The organism is Pseudomonas aylmerensis (assembly GCF_001702265.1).
In the GTDB taxonomy this organism is placed as follows: Bacteria; Pseudomonadota; Gammaproteobacteria; order Pseudomonadales; family Pseudomonadaceae; genus Aquipseudomonas; species Aquipseudomonas aylmerensis.
On sequence record NZ_MAUE01000008.1, the window covers coordinates 87,427 to 105,809 of the forward strand.

Annotated in this window: 19 protein-coding genes; 6 read left to right on the top strand and 13 right to left on the bottom strand. The window is 63.8% G+C overall.

Going from position 1 to position 18,383, the window contains the following annotated elements; genetic code table 11:
* Window positions 1-42: 42 nt before the first annotated feature.
* Complete coding sequence (locus tag BBG20_RS05700) at window positions 43-393, top strand: DUF6124 family protein (protein ID WP_065901086.1); 351 nt, start codon at window positions 43-45, stop codon at window positions 391-393.
* Window positions 394-859: 466 nt separating this feature from the next.
* Window positions 860-2,011, top strand: coding sequence for a M14 family metallopeptidase (locus BBG20_RS05705; protein ID WP_065901088.1), 1,152 nt, complete (start codon window positions 860-862; stop codon window positions 2,009-2,011).
* A 66-nt stretch (window positions 2,012-2,077) separates the two neighbouring features.
* Here the strand turns inward: BBG20_RS05705 and BBG20_RS05710 are convergent, their stop codons facing one another.
* The 4 genes from BBG20_RS05710 to BBG20_RS05725 form a co-directional block, all read right to left on the bottom strand.
* Window positions 2,078-2,617, bottom strand: a complete 540-nt coding sequence (locus BBG20_RS05710; protein ID WP_065901089.1) for a cytochrome b — start codon at window positions 2,615-2,617, stop codon at window positions 2,078-2,080.
* The gene (locus BBG20_RS05715; protein ID WP_065901099.1) at window positions 2,614-3,696 is read right to left on the bottom strand and encodes a catalase family peroxidase; all 1,083 of its coding nucleotides are present in this window, start codon (window positions 3,694-3,696) and stop codon (window positions 2,614-2,616) included. The genes BBG20_RS05710 and BBG20_RS05715 overlap by 4 nt, the downstream gene beginning before the upstream one ends.
* Window positions 3,697-3,820: 124 nt before the next feature.
* A complete protein-coding gene (locus tag BBG20_RS05720; RefSeq protein WP_065901101.1) occupies window positions 3,821-5,107 on the bottom strand; it encodes a ferredoxin reductase domain-containing protein in 1,287 nt (428 codons plus the stop codon).
* The gene (locus tag BBG20_RS05725; RefSeq protein WP_065901104.1) at window positions 5,100-6,689 is read right to left on the bottom strand and encodes an amino acid adenylation domain-containing protein; all 1,590 of its coding nucleotides are present in this window, start codon (window positions 6,687-6,689) and stop codon (window positions 5,100-5,102) included. The genes BBG20_RS05720 and BBG20_RS05725 overlap by 8 nt, the downstream gene beginning before the upstream one ends.
* 198 nt (window positions 6,690-6,887) lie before the next feature.
* Between BBG20_RS05725 and BBG20_RS05730 the strand changes: the two genes are divergently transcribed.
* Window positions 6,888-7,394, top strand: a complete 507-nt coding sequence (locus BBG20_RS05730; protein ID WP_065901106.1) for an RNA polymerase sigma factor — start codon at window positions 6,888-6,890, stop codon at window positions 7,392-7,394.
* The gene (locus BBG20_RS05735; RefSeq protein WP_065901107.1) at window positions 7,391-8,128 is read left to right on the top strand and encodes an anti-sigma factor family protein; all 738 of its coding nucleotides are present in this window, start codon (window positions 7,391-7,393) and stop codon (window positions 8,126-8,128) included. Before BBG20_RS05730 ends, BBG20_RS05735 begins: the two co-directional genes overlap by 4 nt.
* Here BBG20_RS05735 and BBG20_RS05740 read toward each other — a convergent pair.
* The 8 genes from BBG20_RS05740 to BBG20_RS05775 form a co-directional block, all read right to left on the bottom strand.
* Window positions 8,125-9,099, bottom strand: coding sequence for a Csu type fimbrial protein (locus tag BBG20_RS05740; protein WP_065901108.1), 975 nt, complete (start codon window positions 9,097-9,099; stop codon window positions 8,125-8,127). The genes BBG20_RS05735 and BBG20_RS05740 overlap by 4 nt on opposite strands.
* Before the next feature lie 16 nt (window positions 9,100-9,115).
* Window positions 9,116-11,425: a fimbria/pilus outer membrane usher protein gene (locus BBG20_RS05745; RefSeq protein WP_065901110.1), complete on the bottom strand. Its 2,310-nt coding sequence runs from the start codon at window positions 11,423-11,425 to the stop codon at window positions 9,116-9,118.
* A gap of 58 nt (window positions 11,426-11,483) precedes the next feature.
* A complete protein-coding gene (locus BBG20_RS05750; RefSeq protein ID WP_065901113.1) occupies window positions 11,484-12,260 on the bottom strand; it encodes a fimbrial biogenesis chaperone in 777 nt (258 codons plus the stop codon).
* A gap of 48 nt (window positions 12,261-12,308) precedes the next feature.
* Window positions 12,309-12,809, bottom strand: coding sequence for a Csu type fimbrial protein (locus BBG20_RS05755; RefSeq protein WP_065901116.1), 501 nt, complete (start codon window positions 12,807-12,809; stop codon window positions 12,309-12,311).
* 5 nt (window positions 12,810-12,814) lie between these two features.
* A complete protein-coding gene (locus tag BBG20_RS05760; protein ID WP_065901120.1) occupies window positions 12,815-13,351 on the bottom strand; it encodes a spore coat protein U domain-containing protein in 537 nt (178 codons plus the stop codon).
* A 20-nt stretch (window positions 13,352-13,371) separates the two neighbouring features.
* A complete protein-coding gene (locus BBG20_RS05765; RefSeq protein WP_065901122.1) occupies window positions 13,372-13,896 on the bottom strand; it encodes a Csu type fimbrial protein in 525 nt (174 codons plus the stop codon).
* 101 nt (window positions 13,897-13,997) lie between these two features.
* Window positions 13,998-14,510 carry a Csu type fimbrial protein gene (locus BBG20_RS05770; protein ID WP_106803364.1) on the bottom strand — a complete coding sequence of 171 codons (513 nt, stop codon included), beginning with the start codon at window positions 14,508-14,510 and terminating at the stop codon, window positions 13,998-14,000.
* Window positions 14,511-14,627: 117 nt separating this feature from the next.
* Entirely contained in the window at window positions 14,628-14,891 is a 264-nt protein-coding gene (locus BBG20_RS05775; protein WP_065901126.1) for a hypothetical protein, read from the bottom strand.
* Window positions 14,892-15,090: 199 nt separating this feature from the next.
* On the opposite strand from BBG20_RS05775, the gene zapE reads away from it, so the two are divergent.
* Together zapE and BBG20_RS05785 are read left to right on the top strand one after the other, a co-directional pair.
* On the top strand, window positions 15,091-16,191 hold the full coding sequence (gene zapE / locus BBG20_RS05780) for a cell division protein ZapE (protein WP_065901128.1): 1,101 nt from the start codon (window positions 15,091-15,093) through the stop codon (window positions 16,189-16,191).
* Window positions 16,192-16,230: 39 nt separating this feature from the next.
* Entirely contained in the window at window positions 16,231-17,535 is a 1,305-nt protein-coding gene (locus tag BBG20_RS05785; protein ID WP_065901212.1) for a protein kinase, read from the top strand.
* A gap of 85 nt (window positions 17,536-17,620) precedes the next feature.
* Here the strand turns inward: BBG20_RS05785 and BBG20_RS05790 are convergent, their stop codons facing one another.
* Entirely contained in the window at window positions 17,621-18,328 is a 708-nt protein-coding gene (locus tag BBG20_RS05790; protein ID WP_065901129.1) for a YebC/PmpR family DNA-binding transcriptional regulator, read from the bottom strand.
* Window positions 18,329-18,383 lie beyond the last annotated feature (55 nt).

The window sequence follows — 18,383 nt, forward strand, 5'->3', positions numbered from 1 at the left end:
CGAACTCAAGGTTTTAGACACTCACCCCAGAGCACCGCCCTTATGACGACGAGCCCGTATCTCCTGCCTGACCCTTGCGAAAATGCCGACTTGCACGACCTGCGCAGCAGCGGCGCAGCACAGCGCGCATTGGACTTTTACTTGAAAGAAAATATGTCGACGCCAACTCCGGACGGGACGTTCTTCGCCATCAAGCCGGGCATCAGCCAGGAGGAAGCCCTGGTGCACGCCTCGGACCTGTTGCGCAGTGCCGCGGCCACCGCCTACGAATCAGCGAGCAGCCATCAGGGCAACCAACGCGACCTGGCCTTTTCAGTGGTGTATTTGATTGATATGGCGAAGGCGATGGTGGAGCGATCACTGCAAGCGCCTGACGCTCAGGCGAGCGCGTAAGCGGCGCGAAGGAAAAATATTTCTATCACACGGATAAAAACATTTGACTTGCAAATGATAATGATTATTATTGGACCCAGCTGATCGCGAGATCAGTCGATAGACCAAGGGACCTTAGGTCGGACTCTTGGAATATCTCCTCATCAGGCTAATCACGGTTTTTGACCCGGCTCTTTGGCCGGGTCTTTTTTTTGCCAGTTTTCCTGGCATGGCTTCAGGCTAATGAAGACTGTGTGTTGCTCGATGGCGCGCATGGTAGCAAAAGACCATCGTCAAAAGAAAGCCGTGCGAGCGCTCTAGCCCAGTTCTCTGCGAAATAGCGCTTGAGAATCAATCTCATAGATTCTAAGCTGCGGCGGCGTCAGGGACGACGCCCCCCCTCCCTCCGCAACAATTTTGCGTCCAGTCTTTACCAGACTCGTGTGTAAGATAGCCGCCACAACACTCATACTCAGGCAACCAGACTATGACCGTGGCCTTGACCTCCATCAAGATCAGCACCGACTTCGACAGTGGCAATATCCAGGTGCTCGACGCCAGCGATGCCTACCAGTTGCTGTTGGCGATCAACCCGGATACGCGCAGCCAACATTTCCAGTGGTTCCACTTCAAGGCCGAAGGCATGCACGTGGGCCACACCCACACGTTCCGCCTGAGCAACGCCGGCAAGTCGTCCTACCGCCATGCGTGGAGCGGCTACAACGCGGTGGCCTCCTACGACCATATCAACTGGTTCCGTGTGCCCACACGCTTTGACGGCGAGATCCTGCACATCAGCCTCGAGACGCGCGAGAAGCACGCCTGGATTGCCTACTTCGAGCCCTACAGCCGTGAACGCCATGACGGGCTGATCGCCCAGGCCCTGAGCCGTGCGGGCACCCAATTGCTGGCCACCGGCAAAAGTGTCGAAGGCCGTGATATCCCCTTGCTGCGTCGGGGCAAGGGCGGCGAAGGCCGACGCAAGGTCTGGATCATTGCCCAGCAGCACCCTGGTGAGCACATGGCCGAATGGTTTATGGAAGGCATCATCGAACGCCTGCAGCAGGACGGTGACGCCGAGCTGAAAAAACTGCTGGCGGTGGCCGACCTGTACCTGGTGCCCAACATGAACCCGGACGGCGCCTTCCACGGCCACCTGCGCACCAACGCCATGGGCCAGGACCTCAATCGGGCCTGGCAGAGCGCCAGCCAGGAACTCAGCCCGGAAGTGCTGTTCGTGCAGCAGCAGATGGAAAAATACGGCGTCGACCTGTTCCTGGATATCCACGGCGACGAAGAAATCCCCTATGTGTTTACCGCCGGTTGCGAAGGCAACCCCGGCTACACCCCGCGCATCGAAGCCCTGGAAAAACACTTCCGCAGCCACTTGAGCGCCCTGACCCGCGACTTCCAGACCATTCACGGCTACACCCGCGACCTGCCCGGCGAGGCCAACATGACCCTGGCCTGCAACGCGGTCGGCGAGAAATACGACTGCCTGTCACTGACCCTGGAAATGCCCTTCAAGGACAACGACGACGCCCCCAACCCGCACACCGGCTGGTCGGGCAAACGTTCGATACAGTTGGGCAAGGATGTGTTGAGCACCGTGGCCGATATCGTCGGCACCCTGCGCTAACCCACGCAGCAGCCAGGCTTGCCGGCGGTCGCGTGGTTCAGCACGCATCGCCGGCAAGCCACGGCATCAGTCCCGGGTGCCGGTCATGCTTTGCAGCACACCGTCACGCCGAATCAGCCCATGGAACAACGCTGCCGCCAGGTGCAACAGCACCGTCAGGAACAGCAGATAAGCCAGAAAACCGTGGGCCTTGCGCAACAGCGCAAACAGCGGCGCGTTCGCGCCGACCAGTGCCGGCAATTGCACCGCGCTGCCGAGCATCACCGGATCGCCCGCCGCCGAAATCATCGCCCAGCCCAGCAGCGGCAACACCAGCATCAACGCATACAACACCACGTGAGAGGCTTTGGCCGCCAGCACCTGCCACAGCGGCAAGTCGGCGGGCAATGGCGGTTGACGCGTGGAAAAGCGCACCGCCAGCCGCACGATCACCAGTGCCAGGATCGCGATACCCAGCGGCTTGTGCAGGTGAATCAGCCACTCATGCCGCTCTGAAACCGAGGCCACCATCCCCGCGCCGATAAACAGCATGGCGATCACCATCAGCGCCATCAGCCAGTGCAGCAGGCGCGCCAGGGGCGCGAAAAACCGTGGTTGGGCATTCATGGCTTCGACTCCTGAGGGGCACTGTGCAGCGGGCTGACTTCACCGGCGCGGCGCAGGTACGAGCTGGCGTACGCCGCTGACCGGGCGGCCAGTAATGGGTCGTTGGAGGCTTCGATACCGCTGGGCAATACCAACGGATCAAAGTTGATGTCACGGCAATCGCCGTCCGCCTGCGGCTGGCTGCTCTGCAACACCAGGGTGCCGGCATTCAGCACGGTATGTTCGCCAGTCCAGGTTTTGCTGGCATCGTCCAGCGGGTCGCCGGGGTTGGCCAGCGTCATGTTCAACTGCCAGCGCAACGGCCCGGCAGCCAGGCGTTGCACCAGGTCTTTCTCGAGGAAATCGTTACCTGCCGGCGCGCTATCCCCCGGCGCATCCTGGCTCTGCGGCACCACGCCCCAACGCACCGCCTGGCGCTTGCCCTGCGCGTTTACCAGGTAAAACGCATTGATGCCGTTGTAGGTTTCGGTGGCATAGCTGGCCGAAGGCTTGGCCGTCTTGACCCACGCCAGGAACGCTGCCGTCTCCGGATGCGCGGCGAAAAACGCCGGCATGCTCGCCGGGTTCGGCTTGCCGGTGGCCGGGTCGGGCGCGCCCGCCTTGAGCATCTGGTAGAACGCCTCGGGCGTGCCCACCGGGAACACCGGCATGCTGTTCATCCCGGTGCGCCATTGCTGGCCGTTGGCCTGACTGAACTGCACGGCGAAACTGCGGATCGGCACGCTGCTGTCCGGCGCATACGGGTTGCCGCTGGGCAAGGCGAAGCGGCCGACCACCGGGGTCTTGTCCGCGTTGAACACCTGGGCGCTGGAATAGGCACGGGCCTCGGCGCTGCTTTCGAAGTAGCCCGCCACGCAGATGCCCTTGGCGTGGTTACGCCGGAATCCGGGGTGCACGCCGTTGTTGGTTTCGAGGGCATTGACCAGGGTTTTCGGCCGCAGGCGCTGTGGGTCGAGGGTGCCATTGACGTAGGCAAATGCCCCGGCCATAACCGCCACCACGCCACCAATACACGCCAGCCTGAGAACCAGGCTGGCGCGGCTGAGTGGCGGTTTCGGCGGTGATGAGTGATCTACCATGAAAAGCTCCAGGGCACATGGCCGCAGGGGAAAAGTGCTATGAGACGAATCCCATGTAGGTTTATTCCCTGTTCACTGTAGTTTTTTTCAAAGCAGATGCACTGCCGGGGTACCGCGCGGGGAGTCAGGAATCCCAGATCGCGCCATAGGCTGGGATGCCCCTGGCTTCCAGCGCCTGCACCACGCGACGGGTCAGGTGCTGGTTGGCGATGCAAATCACCGCCTCCACGTCATAGGTGTGCACCGCGGCGCAGGCCAGTTGCACAAGGTCCGGTTGACCGCGTGCATCGGTGTCCCAAATCAACGCGTCGGGCTCGGCCCGCAGGATTTCGTCGACCAGTGCATCACCGTAGGTCTGTCGCGGGCTGCGTGCCGACCAGAGCAACCGCACAGGCACGTTGCCCGCCAGCAAATGCGGGAGCACCGGGCCGATGCCGCTGCCGGTGGCGACGTACAGCACCGATTTGAACAGCGTCTCGACATTCGCCACGCCGGCCGTGGTGATTCCCTTGACCCACACATGCGACGGCAAGTGCTCGATGAACCGGCCCGTCCAATCCCCTGCCCGTGAAATGATCAGCCGAAACCCGAGCTCGCCCGGCGCAGGAATATTAGCGAACGAATGCCATTCCAACAGCGGGTTCAGGCTGATGCTGGTGGAGGAGCCGGTAAACGGCGTGGTGTGGGTGAAGCGCACGATGGCCACATGCCGGGATGGCCGCAGACTGTCGACCGGTACTCTGCGCAGGCGCAGCCATGGCAGGGCAATGCTCAGGCTCAGTAGCCCCAGCATCCAGAACGTGCCACTGGCCTGCTGTTCGGTGGAGGCCTGCCACGCCAGTCCCCAGAACAGCAGCAATGCACTCCAGCCGGCAAAGCGGTGCACACGTTCGAAGCCATTGTGGAAGCGCCCTCGCACCCACGGTAGCGCCATGGCAACCATCACTAGCAGCAAGGTCATCAGCACAGCGCTCAGCCACAACCAGACGGCCGACACGCTGCCCGGCTCGCGCAACTGCTGCAAGACCTGCACCCCGAACAAGGCAGCGAACCAGCCCGTCGCCGCCACCGCGGCGCCACTGTGCAGCCCACCCACGTGGTAAACCTTCGCCACACGCCGACGCAGCCACAGCGGCCAGCGGGTCGGCACCCGCGTCACCCACCAGAACAGCGCATTGATCACGTACTGCTGACGGATCAGCGTAGCCAGCGAGAGGTTGATCAAGACCATGCTCGACAGCGTGTCCACGCCCATGGCCTGCACGCCAGGCCCTAGCCAGACAACAAGGGCATTGGTGAGCATCACCAGGGCAAACAGGCGGTGGTAATAGGAAAACAATGGCTGCGCGGCGAGCCTTCGCCATAACCGCGCCTTGGGCGTCACAACGACCTGGGTCAGGGCATCAAGCATCACCGGTCTCCTTCACGGCCTGGCGTTGACGCGCCCATTGCAGCAGCAGCGCCTTATCCACCTTGCCGCGGCTCGTCAGCGGCAACTGATCCAGCGCGTAGATCCGCGACGGCACGCAGTAATAGGCCAGGCGCTGCTCGCAGTGCCGGCGGCAGGCATCGATATCGACGCCGGCCGGTGACACGAATGCCACCAGATGGCGGTCATCGAGTTTCAGCGTGACCGCCCGCGTGCAGTCTGTGCGGGCTTCCAGCGTGGCGGACACCGCGTCCAGCTCCACGCGAAACCCACGCACCTTGACCTGGTCATCCACCCGCCCGAGGTGTTCGAGCTGTCCGTCGCGGGTCCAGCGGCCAAGGTCGCGGGTGCGGAACATCAGCGCGCCGGCACCGATAAAAGGGTCCGGCCGATAGCGCTGCGCGGTCAGCTCGGGATTGCCCAGGTAGCCTGCTGTCACACCGGCACCGCCGGCCCACATTTCACCGATCTCGCCCAGTGCACAGGCCTGCCCCTGAGCGTCAAGGACATACACCGTGTTATTGGGCGTGGGCTGGCCAATGGTCAGCAACGTGCCGGGCACATGCCGGTGCAGCGTATTGACGATGGTGGTTTCGGTGGGTCCACAGCCGTTGTAGAAGTCGCAGTGGCCCGCCCAGTGGTCGGCCAGGCCTTGCGGGCAAGGCTCGCCCGCCACCGCAACCACCTTCAGGAGAGGGCACTGCCGAGATTCGAGGGTGGCCAATATCGACGGCGTTGCGATCAGCACGTCACACTGCGCCGCCATTGGCGCGATGTGCTTGCCGCGAATCATCAGCGTCGCGCCATGGGCCAGGCAGCCGAGGATTTCCCAGGCAGCCATGTCAAAGCCGATATTGAGGATCTGCCCCACCGTGCGCCCCGGCGCCATGCCCATCCGCCCGGGCTCGGTGAGCAAAATGTTGCACAGATTGCGATGGCTGACACGGACGCCGTTGGGACGCCCGGTGGTGCCCGAGGTAAACAGCACAAAACACAGGTCGTCAGGGTCGACGGCAGCGCACACCGGCTGATTGTCCTGGGCGATCCAGGGGACTTCGGCCAGGAACTCATCGAGGCACAGGCACTGCGACGCGTGCGTCTCGGGCAGGCGCTCCAGCAGTGGCGACAGGGTCAGGATCAGCCGGCTGGACAACGCCTCAAGGACCATCGCCAATTGCATCGGCGGCACGATCCTGGCGTCTTGCGGCACATACGCCGCGCCGACCTTCATCACCGCCAGCAACCCTACCAGCATCGGGATCGAGCGCTCGACGAACAGCGCCACCGTGTCACCGCGTTTCACCCCCTGCTCGATCAAACGCATGGCCAACCGATTGGCCTGCCGGTCAAGTTGCGCGTAGCTGATGCGCTGCCCCTGGCACACGGCGGCCGTGGCGTCGGGCGCCAGCGCCGCCTGCCTTTCGATAGCGTGGTGCACACAGCCATGTCCCGGTGGGGCCGACGGGCCGCGCGCCCAGCGTTCGAACAGGTCCTGCTGTGCGACGGGCCAGTGCGCAAGCGCCTGTCGGCAAAATTGCGATTTATCCTGTGGTGAAAACGTCATGGACACACCCTCTGCGGTTAACTGCCGACTGAGTGCCGACAGATACAAGGGTGGAGAGAGGGCAGTGCCCGCGATTACAGGCCTACGAACAATACCGAAACGTATAAACCACATAGCGCAAGATTCTTTCGCACGCGGATGGAATAACCTACAGCGGCCGGCGTCTACCTCAGCACAACTGGCTAGACTCCCATTCCCATGCATGCACTCGACGAACAGTTACGTGAACTCATCCCCAGGTTGCGGCGTTTTGCCGTGTCCCTGACCCGTAACGCCAGCAGCGCCGACGACCTGGTGCAGTCGACCCTGGAACGGGCGATCACCCGCTGGGCCGACAAGCGCCTCGAAGGCGACGTGCGCGCGTGGCTGTTTTCGATCCTCTATCGGCAGTTTCTCGATGCGCATCGACGCACCCGGCGTTACGCCCGCATGCTGGAGTTCTTTACCGGTCGGGATGATGCGCAGCCGTCGGTGGAGCGCACGGTCATTGCCCAGTCGACCCTGCAAGCCTTCGATCAACTCAACACCGAACAGCGCGCCCTGCTGTTATGGGTGTCGGTGGAGGGCTTGAGCTACAAGGAGGTCGCCGAGATTCTCGAGGTGCCGGTCGGCACGGTGATGTCGCGCCTGTCCCGCGCGCGCCAGGCCCTGCGCCAACTCAGCGATGGTGAAATAGCCAGCCCTTCCCTGCGGAGACTCAAATGATCAGCCTGCCCCCCAGCGAACGCGATTTGCACGCCTACGTCGATCACCAGCTCCTGGAGAGCGATCGCCGTGTCCTTGAAACCTGGCTGGCGGCACACCCCGACGTCGCGGCCCAGGTCCACGCCTGGCAACAGGATGCGCAATTGCTGCGCGCGTCCCTCGGCGGGGCCCTGCAACAGCCGGCCAACCCTGACCTGGACCCCGCGCTGATCCGCCAGCGCATCCAGCAGCGCTCGCGCCGCCATTGGGCCACGGCGGCAGTGCTGCTGGTGGCCGTCAGCCTCGGCGGGGTCGGCGGCTGGCAGGCGCGCGAAGCCACCCAGCCGCCGTTGCTGCCGATGGCCGATGCGATGCAGGCGTTCCGTCTGTTTGCCCAGGACGGCATCATGCCCGCCGACTATAACGTCCAGGACGGCGGCAACATGCAGGCCTGGCTGGACCGCTACTTCAACCAGGCCCACCGCCTGCCCGACTTGAGCGCCGCAGGCTTCACCCCCGTCAGCGGGCGCCTGCTGACTACCGAGCAAGGCGCGGCGGCCATGGTGCTGTACCAGGACGCGCAAGGCCGGCGTATCAGTTTCTATATCCGCCCACCGGGTCCGGAAAACGGCTTCTTGCCGCGTGGCAGTCGCAGCGCGGATGGGCTGCAGGCGCAGTACTGGTCCGGCGCCGGCTACAACTACGCAGTGGTCAGCCCGGCGGACCAGCCCGCGCCGCCGCTGCTGAAGTTCTAGAAGCCGACGTCGAGGATCACGTTATCCGTATAGGTGCCGGCCGGGGGTGTGGTCTGGTCGGTGTAGATCCTGGCGTTGTAGTTGAACACCTGGGCACCGTTGCTGCCCATGCCCTTGCCGGGGTTGACCTCGGCGCTGGTACTCGCGCGGCGCGCGGCGCCGACACTGCCCCACACGGTGGTGCCGGCACTCTGGAAGATGTCGTAGGACAGATAATTGGCCCCTGAAACCATCCGCCGCCGTCCGGCATTGGCGTTCTGGCCAGGGTCGAGCCCCACCGTGTAGGCGCTGCCCTTGGTGCAGGAAATGTTGATGGTCTGGTTGACCGTGCCGAAGGCACTCACCACCGGCGCGCCACCGAAGCTGATATTCGGCGCGGTGATCGTGCAGTCGTTGGTGACGGTCATGTTCACCGTCAAGGTGGTCGTCCCCGAATTGGTATCGCGCCCGAGGCAGATGCCCAGCGCGCCAATGCCAGAGCAGTAGCTCCAATCCCAGAAGATGCTCAGGGTTTCGGTATAGATCCCCGCCGCAACGTTACTGCCGGTAATCGTCCCCAGGTACAGCGGCACCGTCTTGGGCGTAGAGCCCCCCAACAAGCCGAGCAGGTCAATGATGCCGTTGCGCGCGAAGTCATACTGGACACCACGGGTGATTAGATACGCAGCACCGGTATTGTTGGTCGCGTACAGGTTGTAGCCGATCACATCGCCGGTGGGGCCGACCATGCCGGCCGTTGAGGACGTGATGGTGGCGTAGAAGTGGTCATTGGTGGTGAGCAGCGACAACAGCGAACCGGTACAGCGCAACCCGCCGTTGGTGGTCGAAGTAGATTGCGTGGTGGTGCGCACCAGGATCGAACTCACCGGGCCGAACCCGGCCGCATTGGTCGCCACCACCGAACACAACGCCTGAACCTGGGACGCCAACCCGCTCAACACCAACCCCGCTACCACACCCCGCACTTTCACCCGACACCTCCTGTGCCTATCGACAAACCAATGGCCCGATCATCGGCACCTGCTCGCTGGATTCCGGCAGGGCAAACTGCACCTGGCAACTGGCGCCGCCGCCCAGGGTCACGCGCAAGGTGTTCTGCGCCGCCAACCGGTCGAGGTACACCAAGCCATCCCAGCCCACCACCGCCGCCACGCCGCTCTGCTCATGCAACACAGTCGCGCCCAGCGGCAACGGCGTATTGTGTTCATCCACCAGTTCAATGCTGGCGGCGTTGATCCGGGTCAGCGGAAACTCCAGCAGATAGCCGCTGCCGCGACGCACCGCCACCCGTTGCTCCACCGATGGGCTCAACACGTTGGCCGGCAAGTTCAGCGGATCGATTTCATATTTGCCGCGGTAATAACCGCTGCTCCACGGCACCAGCAGGCGGCCGCTCTGGTCGGTTTCGCCGACCAGTTGGTTTTCATAACGCACCGGGACCTTGGCGTAGCCGTCGGTACTCACCACCACAAAGGCATCGTTGATCCGGTTGGCCGCAAACACATGCTTGTCCATCCACACCAGCGAGCCGCTGGCGTCGGCCCAGCGAGTTTCGGCGTCGCTGCTGCCGTAGACGCCGGCCTGCAATTGCACCGACTGCAGGCGCCAGGTCAGATCGGCCTGGCGGTAATCCGGGCCCTGGCCATGTGCGTAGCCGAGGTTGTAGCCCACGCCGCCGGGGCCCGGCACCGCACGACTGAAATTGACCCGCTGGCGATTCTCGCCGGAGGTGCTGCGCTCCATGCTCATGCTCAGGCTGCCATCGAGGTCGAACGGGATCACGACTTGGGCCTGCACCGCCCAGTTGCTGTCGCCGATCTCGCGGTTGGCCGACAAGTAAAAGCTGCTGTTGCCCCACAGCGGGCGGTTCCAGGTCAGGTTGAGCAAGCGCGTGCGCGAATCATCGGCGGCGCGGATATCAAAATAACCGGCGCCCAGGCTGCCCCAGCTGTCGAGGTTGAGGCTGGCAGTGACCTGCTCGCTGCGCTTGCTCAAACTGATGTAGGGCGAGTCGATCACGGTGAGGTCGGCATACTGCGCATGCCGTTCCAGCCGTTGGTACGAGAGGCTGTAGCGCTGGCTGCTGTATTGATAGCCGAGGCTGACTTGCTGGCCCTCGCGCCCGTCGAAACGGCTCTGGCTGACCGCACTGTTGAGCACGCCAAACGAGCCGAGCCGTACGTTGCCGCCAACGCCGCCCAGGGTCAGGTCATTGGAAGCTTCGGCGTGGCTTTCCAGGGTGAACACATCGCTGACGCCATACCGCAGGCTGCCGGAGGTGACACCCTGGCCATAGCGAAAATCCTGCTGCGCGTAGTCGCGGCGCAAGGTACCGGCAGCCACCGAGAAGTCCGACAGGCCCTTTTGCAGCAGGCTGCTGGTGACATAGAACGGCACCGTGGTGGACACCTGCCGGCCAAGGGCGTCGGTGGTCACCACCACCGCCTCGCCCGCACCGTTGATGAACGGGATATTGGTCAGGGTGTAGGGCCCCGGCTGCACGTTGTCGCTGGACGACTTGAAGCCATTGATAAACAGGTCCACCGAAGACGGCACCGCCGCCTCGCCGGCGAACTGCGGCAAGGGGTAGGTCACCAGGTCCGGGCGCACGCCGAAATCGCGCGACAGCTGCACACCGCCCAGGCGCACCGAATTGCTCCACGGCAAGGCGCCGCTGACCAGGTCGCCGGCCTCGTAGGTCAATAGGCTTTCATCGTCCGAATAGCGCCAGGTGGTGTCATAGCGCAGGTAGCCGTTGTCCAGCCCATTGCCGGCGTTCGCGCCGAAACTGCGGCGGTATTGCCCGGTGTTGGAGACGGTGCCCCAGGTGTCGAACACTCGCACTTCGTTCCAGGCAGCGAGGTAGGTGCCGGCCTCATCGGTGTCGTTCAGGTACAGGTCATAGTTGAGCATCGCGCCGAAGCTGGTCATCGCCTCGGTGCGCGGGTACGCCTTGCGGTTGCCGAGGAACTGCGCCGGCAGCCAGTCCGGCGGCACGCTCAAGAGCAGGCGCTGGCCCTGGCTGTCGTATTCGCTGTGCAGCCCCGGCAACTGGTCCAGGGCCACTTCGGCGGACACCGAGGCGGGCAGTTTCATGCCGATCGCCTGCAGGTCAGCGGCGGGCATGTACAGCTGCCCCGCCCGCTGTTCGACCACGATGACCTTGCCGGTGTCCATCTGGTTGACCAGCAATTGCAGGTACAGCTGGGCATCGGGCATGGCCTCCAGGCTGGTGGGCGGTGGCGGCAGCTCACCGGCATCGACCCGCGGGATAAACACCAGACAGCAACACCCCATGGCGATCCATCGCACTGTTTGGATACAACGAGCCGACACTCAGCTCACTCCCTGTCTTTTACGGGCCGGGCTTGACGCTCTGTACCGTCGGCGCACCGTTGACTTTAAGCAGTAACTCCTGGCCACTGGCCAAGGGTTCCGGCACTGGCCAGCGCATGGTTGCGCCCGGCAACACGTAGCCCATCAGGCCCTCGGTCACCGGTCGGTTCTGGCCACCTTGCTTCACGGCCACATCCGTCAGCCGTGCATGCACCGCGCCCTGGTTGCGAATCTCGATATAGGAGCGTCCGCCCTCGGCCACTTTGCGCCAGGTCAGGTCCGGCACGCCGGCGCCCTTGGGGTCGCGCTGGCGCGTCAGGTCTTCCTTGCTCCACAGCCCCGCGCCGTAGGCGAACAGCGGCACCGAGTAACGCATCTGGAACTGGATCGACGCGGCCGTCTTGCCATCCTCGGCGCCCGGCTGCCGGGGCGCGGGGATCTCATCGATGATGATGCGATACGCCAACTCCTGGCCCGGTGGCACGTCCTTGGTACGGGTCAGGCGCACCAGTTGTTTCTGTCCCGGTTCGATACGGGCCACCGGCGGGCTGCCGATCACATCACGCTGGTTCTGGTACTGATCATCGAAACCGTTCTGGCGCCAGGCAAACACGCGGACCTGCAGGTTGGCGGTTTCAGTACCACGGTTTTCCAACCACAGTGCACTGGCCTGTTGATCAGCCTCCAGCACCGGGTCGATGGGCCAGATCAGCACCGAGCTGGCGGCCTGCACCTGGCTTGCGCCCAGCAGGGCCATGGCCAGCAGCCCTTGACGCAGGGACGGGGGTAAACACATAGGCAAGCTCTGCTCCTTAGATTGAAAACCACTTCAATTCACATGTCCCTAGAAGGTCAGCTGGACCTGCACCACATCGCTGTAGGTCCCCGCCGGCTGATTCCCCGGCAGCACCACCCGGCCGTAGATCGGCAGCGTGATGTTGTTCGCATTGCTGTAGGCCACATTCACGCTCTGGCTGATCCCCAGCGCCTGGCTGAACCCCGCATCGCGGTAGAGCTGATAGGCCACCTGCGCCGTGCCGCTGTTGAGCTTGAGGTGCCGGCCGCTGCTGTTGTTCTGCCCACCGTCCACGCTCATGGCCAGGGTCACGCCGGGCGTGCATTGCAACTGCACACTGCTGGCCAGCGCAGTCGACACCGTGCTGGTGGACAACGCCGAATAGCTGCCGTACGTGAGGTTGCCGTAATTGCTGCCACCGCCGACCACCAGGCAGCCGGCAATGATGCTGGCGCTGACCTGGAAACTCGTACCGGTGACCGCCGCCAGTGGCAGCGGCACGCTGCACGCACAGGCCAGCAGCACAGCGACGCATCCATGCCCGGCCATCGCACTCAGAAGCTCAATTGCACGGCAATGGTGTCGGTGTAGGTGCCCGCCGGCAGCCCGGCTTTACCCACCGCCTTGCCCCACAGGTTGATGGTCTGCGCTGCGCCCGTGCTGGCCGCCAGGTTGATCACGCCATTGGCCGCCAGGAGATTGTTGAAGCCCGAGTCGGTGTAGAGATCGTAGGGCACGAAGTTGGCCACGCCGTCATACAGCGCGCGGGTGCCGCCGGTGGACTGGCCGTCGTGCAGGCCGCCCTGGATGGTCACCGTGGGCGTGGTGCCGGACGAACATTGGATCGACACCGCGCCGCCGCCGGCTGCCACCAGTTGTGTGCCGGTCTGCGTGAACAGGCTGGTGGTGGTGCCGAAGTTCAGGCTACCGAAGTTCAGGTTGGTGGTACCCGCACCGCCGTTGACCAGGCAACTGCTGGTCAGGATCAGGCTGGAGCTGATCTGCCCGGTCACGGTGGTGGCGGCCTGCGCACCGGCGGCCAGGGCCAGGCCCAGAACAGGTACAGCGAGACGCAAAGCGAGTGATTGCATGGTGCTTTTCCTCTGTTGAGTTACCAATCCAGCGTGACCGTCAGGGTGTCGCGGTAGGTGCCCGCGGGAAGTGCGCTGGTATTCGCCACCACCGCGCCATAGACCGGGATCGGTCCCAGGCTGCCGGCGCTGACGGCGAAATTGCGTTGCTGGCCAATGCGATAGATGTCCGTCCCGGCGGCATCGGCCGTGAGTCGATAGGGAATAGTCTGGCGGCCATTGCTCAGGCGCCGGGTGGTGCCGTCACCGTTGACGCCACCGTCGATGGTCACGGTAAAGCCGCGCACCGAGGCATTGCAGGTGACTTGCAGCGCCCCGCCATTGCCCTCGACATTGGCGTTGAGCGGGCGGGTCCAGGTCGGGCCCTGATTGCCGAAATCGAGTTGGCCCAGGTTGGCAGGCAGGTCCTGGGCACCGGCGCTCACCTGGCAGGCCGGCAGGATCACCAGCCGCGCCTGGATGCTGCCGGTGACGACCGCCTCGGCATCCCCCGCAACCAACAACAGGGGGCTGAGCAACAGCGCGGTACAGGTGAAGTGCTTCATATCGATCCCACTTCCATCAGGATAAAACCAGTTGGCCGCCCAACCTTGGGCGACATTCCTTTACCTGCCGAGTCCACCCGGCAGTCACTGCACAAAAATGCTTACCAGGTCACCGTGACCTTCACCACGTCGCTGTAGCGACTCACTGCGGGGATTTGAGCCAGGGGTTCGATGCGCGCATACAGCGGCAACTCCACCGAGCCACTGTCGGGCACCGTGCCGCTCACTGTCTCATTGACTGGCAATGCCACGCGTCGGGCGGCATCGCGGTAAAGACGATAGGGAATCGGCGAGGCATGCCGCTCGCCGGCCAGGTAGCGCACCTCGCCGATGCCGCCATGCAGGCCGCCGTCGATACGCACTTGATAAGGGGTGTCGGGGTTGCATTCCAGGCGTGGCTGGCGCGTGCTGGTCAGCGCAGCGCTCAAGGGGCCGGCGGGGTTGTCGAGACGGGCGGTGCTGCCGAAATCGAGCACACCGAGTTGCTCGATCCCCGCGTCACGCGTCAGACCGACCAACTGGCAGCCACGCATCACATTGACGCGCACCTCCACCTGCAATTGTGTGGCCAACGCTTGTGCGCTGCACAGCGTGCCTACGATGGCCAAAACCATAGATCCATTCACGGCCTCAATCCTTTTGAGGAATGGCGTACCAGGATCAGGTTAGCAGTGGAGGGCAAAGCTGCCAGTCGCGTCAGAAATACGACTGTCAAAAATGTTGTACGTTTGTTACCAGTTCAGCGTCACCAAGGTGCGCGGGCTGCCATCTTCCTGGGGGGCCTGCTCGGTGCTGACGGTAAATTCGGTGGAGCTGTCGGAGGCAGTGCTGCAGCGCACGAGCGGGCGGCTCGCAGCGCTGCCCGGGCTGACTTCACAGCCGGCAGTGATCACCAACTGCGCGCTGATTTGCCCGCTGCTGACCACCGCCTGCGCAGGGTTGACCCACAGGCAGCAGGCGCCCACGACCAGCAAGAGGCGATGGATGACGAACATGAATGACCTTGAGGAAACCGCGAGGCAGGAAACGCCGCCAAGGATATCCGAGATGGCTATGTGCCTGCATCGATTTCGGCGCTCAGCCGACGCGCGGTGACCGGTCTCTTTTTGAGATCGCTGGCCGCCACATTTTGTATTGGTTAAATTAGCGCGAGCGCTGCACCCTAACGCCATTCACCCCACGGAACCCTCACCCTTGGCTGTCCTTCCCCCCGCCCTGCGCCGACTGTTCGGCAAGCCTGCCGCCGCTACCGCCACGTCCGATGACGTGTCCACGTACTTCCAGCGCAAGGCCCGGCGCCAGGGCTACACCCTGAGCCCGAGCCAGCAGCAGGTCATCGAGCGCATGGCGCAGATAGCCGCTGCCCTGCAACAGCAGCACACGCCGCGCAGCCTGTACTTGCACGGCGCCGTGGGGCGCGGCAAAAGCTGGTTGCTCGACGGGTTCTTCCAGGCGCTGCCCCTGGCGCAGAAGCAGCGGGTGCACTTCCACGACTTTTTCGCCCGCCTGCATCAAGGCATGTTCCGCCATCGCCAGCAGCCCGACGCCCTTGCGGTCACCCTGGATGAATTGCTAGAAGGCTGCCGCGTGCTGTGTTTCGACGAGTTCCATGTCCACGATATCGGCGACGCGATGCTCATCACCCGCCTGTTCAAGGCCTTGTTCGAGCGCGGCGTGGTGGTGCTGGTAACCTCCAATTACCCGCCCGAAGGGCTGTTGCCCAACCCGCTGTATCACCAGCGCTTCAAGCCGGTGATCGAGCTGATCGGCGCGCGCATGGACGTCATGGAGGTCAACGCGCCCCAGGATTACCGGGGCCTGCCACACAATCACGGCCAGCAGCGCTTCACCCAGGGGCCGTTCATCTGGCCCGGCAGCCCGGCGCAGCGTGCGGCGTTCGGGGTGCCGGCGGCGGATTGCCCGGCGCTCACGCTGGCGGTCGGCACCCGGCAATTACGGGTGCGCTGGCACCAGGGGCGCACCGTCGCCTTCACCTTCAACGACCTGTGCGAGCAGCCCACGGCAGTGATGGACTACCTGCTGCTGTGCAAAGACTTCGACGACTGGATCATCGACGGCCTGCCCCTACTGGGCGATTGCCCGATTGCCGTGCAGCAGCGCTTCATCAACCTGGTGGACGTGCTCTACGACCAGGACAAGCACCTGACCCTGATCGGTGAACGGCCGCTGGCCGAGTGCCTGGCAGGCCAGGCCATCGACCTTGCGCGCACTGCCAGCCGCCTGAACCAATTGCAGCAGGCCAACCCGCAAGCCCTGCCCGACCCGGTATCATGAGCGCCTTCCACGTCCCTTTGCCGAGTGACTGCGCCGTTCATGCATACCCTCGCCCAACTCAAGGCTGGCCAATTGGCCGGTATTACACGCCTGGACCTGTCCTGCGGGCTGACTGAATTCCCGCCGGAAATCTTCACGCTGGCCGACTCCCTGGAAATCCTCAACCTCAGCGGCAACGCCCTGAGCAGCTTGCCCGACGACCTGCACCGCCTGCCGCACCTGCGCGTGCTGTTCTGCTCGGACAACGCCTTTACCGACCTGCCGGAATGCCTTGGCCTGTGCGCGAAGCTGAGCATGATCGGCTTCAAGGCCAACCGCATTAGCCGCGTGCCCGCCGCCGCGTTGCCACCGTTGTTGCGCTGGTTGATCCTCACCGACAACTGCATCGACCAATTGCCCGATGAGCTGGGCGCGCGGCCGCTGCTGCAAAAACTGATGCTGGCCGGTAACCGGTTGAGCGCCCTGCCGCCAAGCCTGGCCAACTGCCACAACCTCGAACTGCTGCGCATCGCGTCCAACCGCTTCACGCGCCTGCCCGAATGGTTGCTGACGCTGCCGAGCCTGACCTGGCTGGCCTATGCCGGCAACCCAGTGGAAATGGCCGTGGAGATAGCCGCGGATGACACCACGCCGACCATTCCCTGGACCGAACTGGAACTGGCCGAAGTGCTCGGCGAAGGTGCCTCCGGGGTGATTCGCAAGGCGCTGTGGAAACCGCAGGCGCTGCCCGTCGCCGTCAAGCTGTACAAAGGCACGATCACCAGCGATGGCTCGCCGCTGCACGAAATGCAGGCCTGCATCGCCGCCGGGCTGCACCCCAACCTGATCAAGGTGCAGGGCCGCGTGAGTGGCCATCCAGAGGACCAGGCCGCGCTGGTGATGGACCTGATCGACCCGAGCTATGGCAACCTCGCCGCCCTGCCGAGCCTGGCCTCGTGCACCCGCGACATCTACGCACCCGACACCCGTTTCAGTCTCGAGGTAGCGCTGCGCATGGCGCGCGGCATTGCCTCGGTAGCCGCGCACTTGCACCGGCACGGCATCACCCATGGCGACCTGTACGGCCACAATATCCTGTGGAATACGGCGGGCGATTGCCTGCTCGGGGATTTTGGCGCGGCGTCGTTCCATGCCACGGCGGACACCCTGGAGACTCGCGCGTTGCAGCGCATTGAAGTGCGCGCGTTTGGTGTGTTGCTGGGGGAGTTGCTTGAGCGGGTTGACGAAGGGTTGAGCGAGACGACACGCCTGGTGCTGGAAGGCTTGCGGGGGCAGTGCTGCCAACCCGACGTACTCGCCCGGCCAGGTTTCGAGGCGATACAAGCCACGCTGCAAACCTTGTAGGAGCCCGGCTTGCCGGCGATGGCCATCTCAAACAGGCCATTGCCGGCAAGCCGGACTCCTACAGGGAGGGGTTCAACACGCTGTATCAGCCCGCCAGGCCGACGAACATATCCTGCACGTCGTCATGGTTGTCCAGGCCTTCGAGGAAGGCTTCGACTTCAGCCATCTGCTCATCGCTCAAACCCGTCACCGGGTTCTTGGAGATATAGCCCAGCTTGGCCGACAACACGGTGAAGCCCTGCTCCGGCAGCGCTTTCTGCACGGCGTCGAGGTCGGTGGTCTCGGTGATGAACAGGGTGGTGCCCTCTTCCTCGCCGTCTTCGAAATCCTGTGCGCCGGCTTCAATCGCGGCCATTTCCGGGTCAGCGTCAGGGCTGTCCGGCGAAGCTTCGATCAGGCCGACGTGGTTGAAGTCCCAGGCCACGGAGCCGGAAGCCCCCAGTTGCCCCTTGCGGAAGGCCACGCGGATTTCCGCCACGGTACGGTTGATGTTGTCGGTCACGCACTCGACGATCAACGGCACCTGGTGCGGGGCAAACCCTTCGTAGGTCACGCGGTGGTACTGCACGGTTTCGCCGAGCAGACCGGCGCCCTTCTTGATGGCGCGGTCCAGGGTTTCCTTGGGCATCGAGGCTTTTTTGGCCTGCTCCACCACCAGACGCAGGTGGGCGTTGGTCGCGGTGTCGGCGCCGTTGCGGGCGGCGATGGTGATTTCTTTCACCAGCTTGCCGAAGATTTTGCCCTTGGCATTGGCTGCCGCTTCTTTATGTTTGACTTTCCACTGTGCGCCCATGACTCACTCTCTTTTCGTCCATCGCGCCGAAACGTCTACTGGCCGGCGCTTTGGG

Coding starts and splice junctions, on each gene's coding strand:
- BBG20_RS05765 (WP_065901122.1), bottom strand. CDS start 13,896: ATGAAGCACTTCACCTGTACCGCGCTGTTGCTCAGCCCCCTGTTGTTG.
- BBG20_RS05755 (WP_065901116.1), bottom strand. CDS start 12,809: ATGGCCGGGCATGGATGCGTCGCTGTGCTGCTGGCCTGTGCGTGCAGC.
- BBG20_RS05710 (WP_065901089.1), bottom strand. CDS start 2,617: ATGAATGCCCAACCACGGTTTTTCGCGCCCCTGGCGCGCCTGCTGCAC.
- BBG20_RS05715 (WP_065901099.1), bottom strand. CDS start 3,696: ATGGTAGATCACTCATCACCGCCGAAACCGCCACTCAGCCGCGCCAGC.
- BBG20_RS05730 (WP_065901106.1), top strand. CDS start 6,888: ATGCATGCACTCGACGAACAGTTACGTGAACTCATCCCCAGGTTGCGG.
- BBG20_RS05760 (WP_065901120.1), bottom strand. CDS start 13,351: ATGCAATCACTCGCTTTGCGTCTCGCTGTACCTGTTCTGGGCCTGGCC.
- BBG20_RS05735 (WP_065901107.1), top strand. CDS start 7,391: ATGATCAGCCTGCCCCCCAGCGAACGCGATTTGCACGCCTACGTCGAT.
- BBG20_RS05785 (WP_065901212.1), top strand. CDS start 16,231: ATGCATACCCTCGCCCAACTCAAGGCTGGCCAATTGGCCGGTATTACA.
- BBG20_RS05700 (WP_065901086.1), top strand. CDS start 43: ATGACGACGAGCCCGTATCTCCTGCCTGACCCTTGCGAAAATGCCGAC.
- BBG20_RS05790 (WP_065901129.1), bottom strand. CDS start 18,328: ATGGGCGCACAGTGGAAAGTCAAACATAAAGAAGCGGCAGCCAATGCC.
- BBG20_RS05720 (WP_065901101.1), bottom strand. CDS start 5,107: ATGCTTGATGCCCTGACCCAGGTCGTTGTGACGCCCAAGGCGCGGTTA.
- BBG20_RS05705 (WP_065901088.1), top strand. CDS start 860: ATGACCGTGGCCTTGACCTCCATCAAGATCAGCACCGACTTCGACAGT.
- BBG20_RS05775 (WP_065901126.1), bottom strand. CDS start 14,891: ATGTTCGTCATCCATCGCCTCTTGCTGGTCGTGGGCGCCTGCTGCCTG.
- BBG20_RS05745 (WP_065901110.1), bottom strand. CDS start 11,425: ATGGGGTGTTGCTGTCTGGTGTTTATCCCGCGGGTCGATGCCGGTGAG.
- BBG20_RS05770 (WP_106803364.1), bottom strand. CDS start 14,510: ATGGTTTTGGCCATCGTAGGCACGCTGTGCAGCGCACAAGCGTTGGCC.
- BBG20_RS05750 (WP_065901113.1), bottom strand. CDS start 12,260: ATGTGTTTACCCCCGTCCCTGCGTCAAGGGCTGCTGGCCATGGCCCTG.
- BBG20_RS05725 (WP_065901104.1), bottom strand. CDS start 6,689: ATGACGTTTTCACCACAGGATAAATCGCAATTTTGCCGACAGGCGCTT.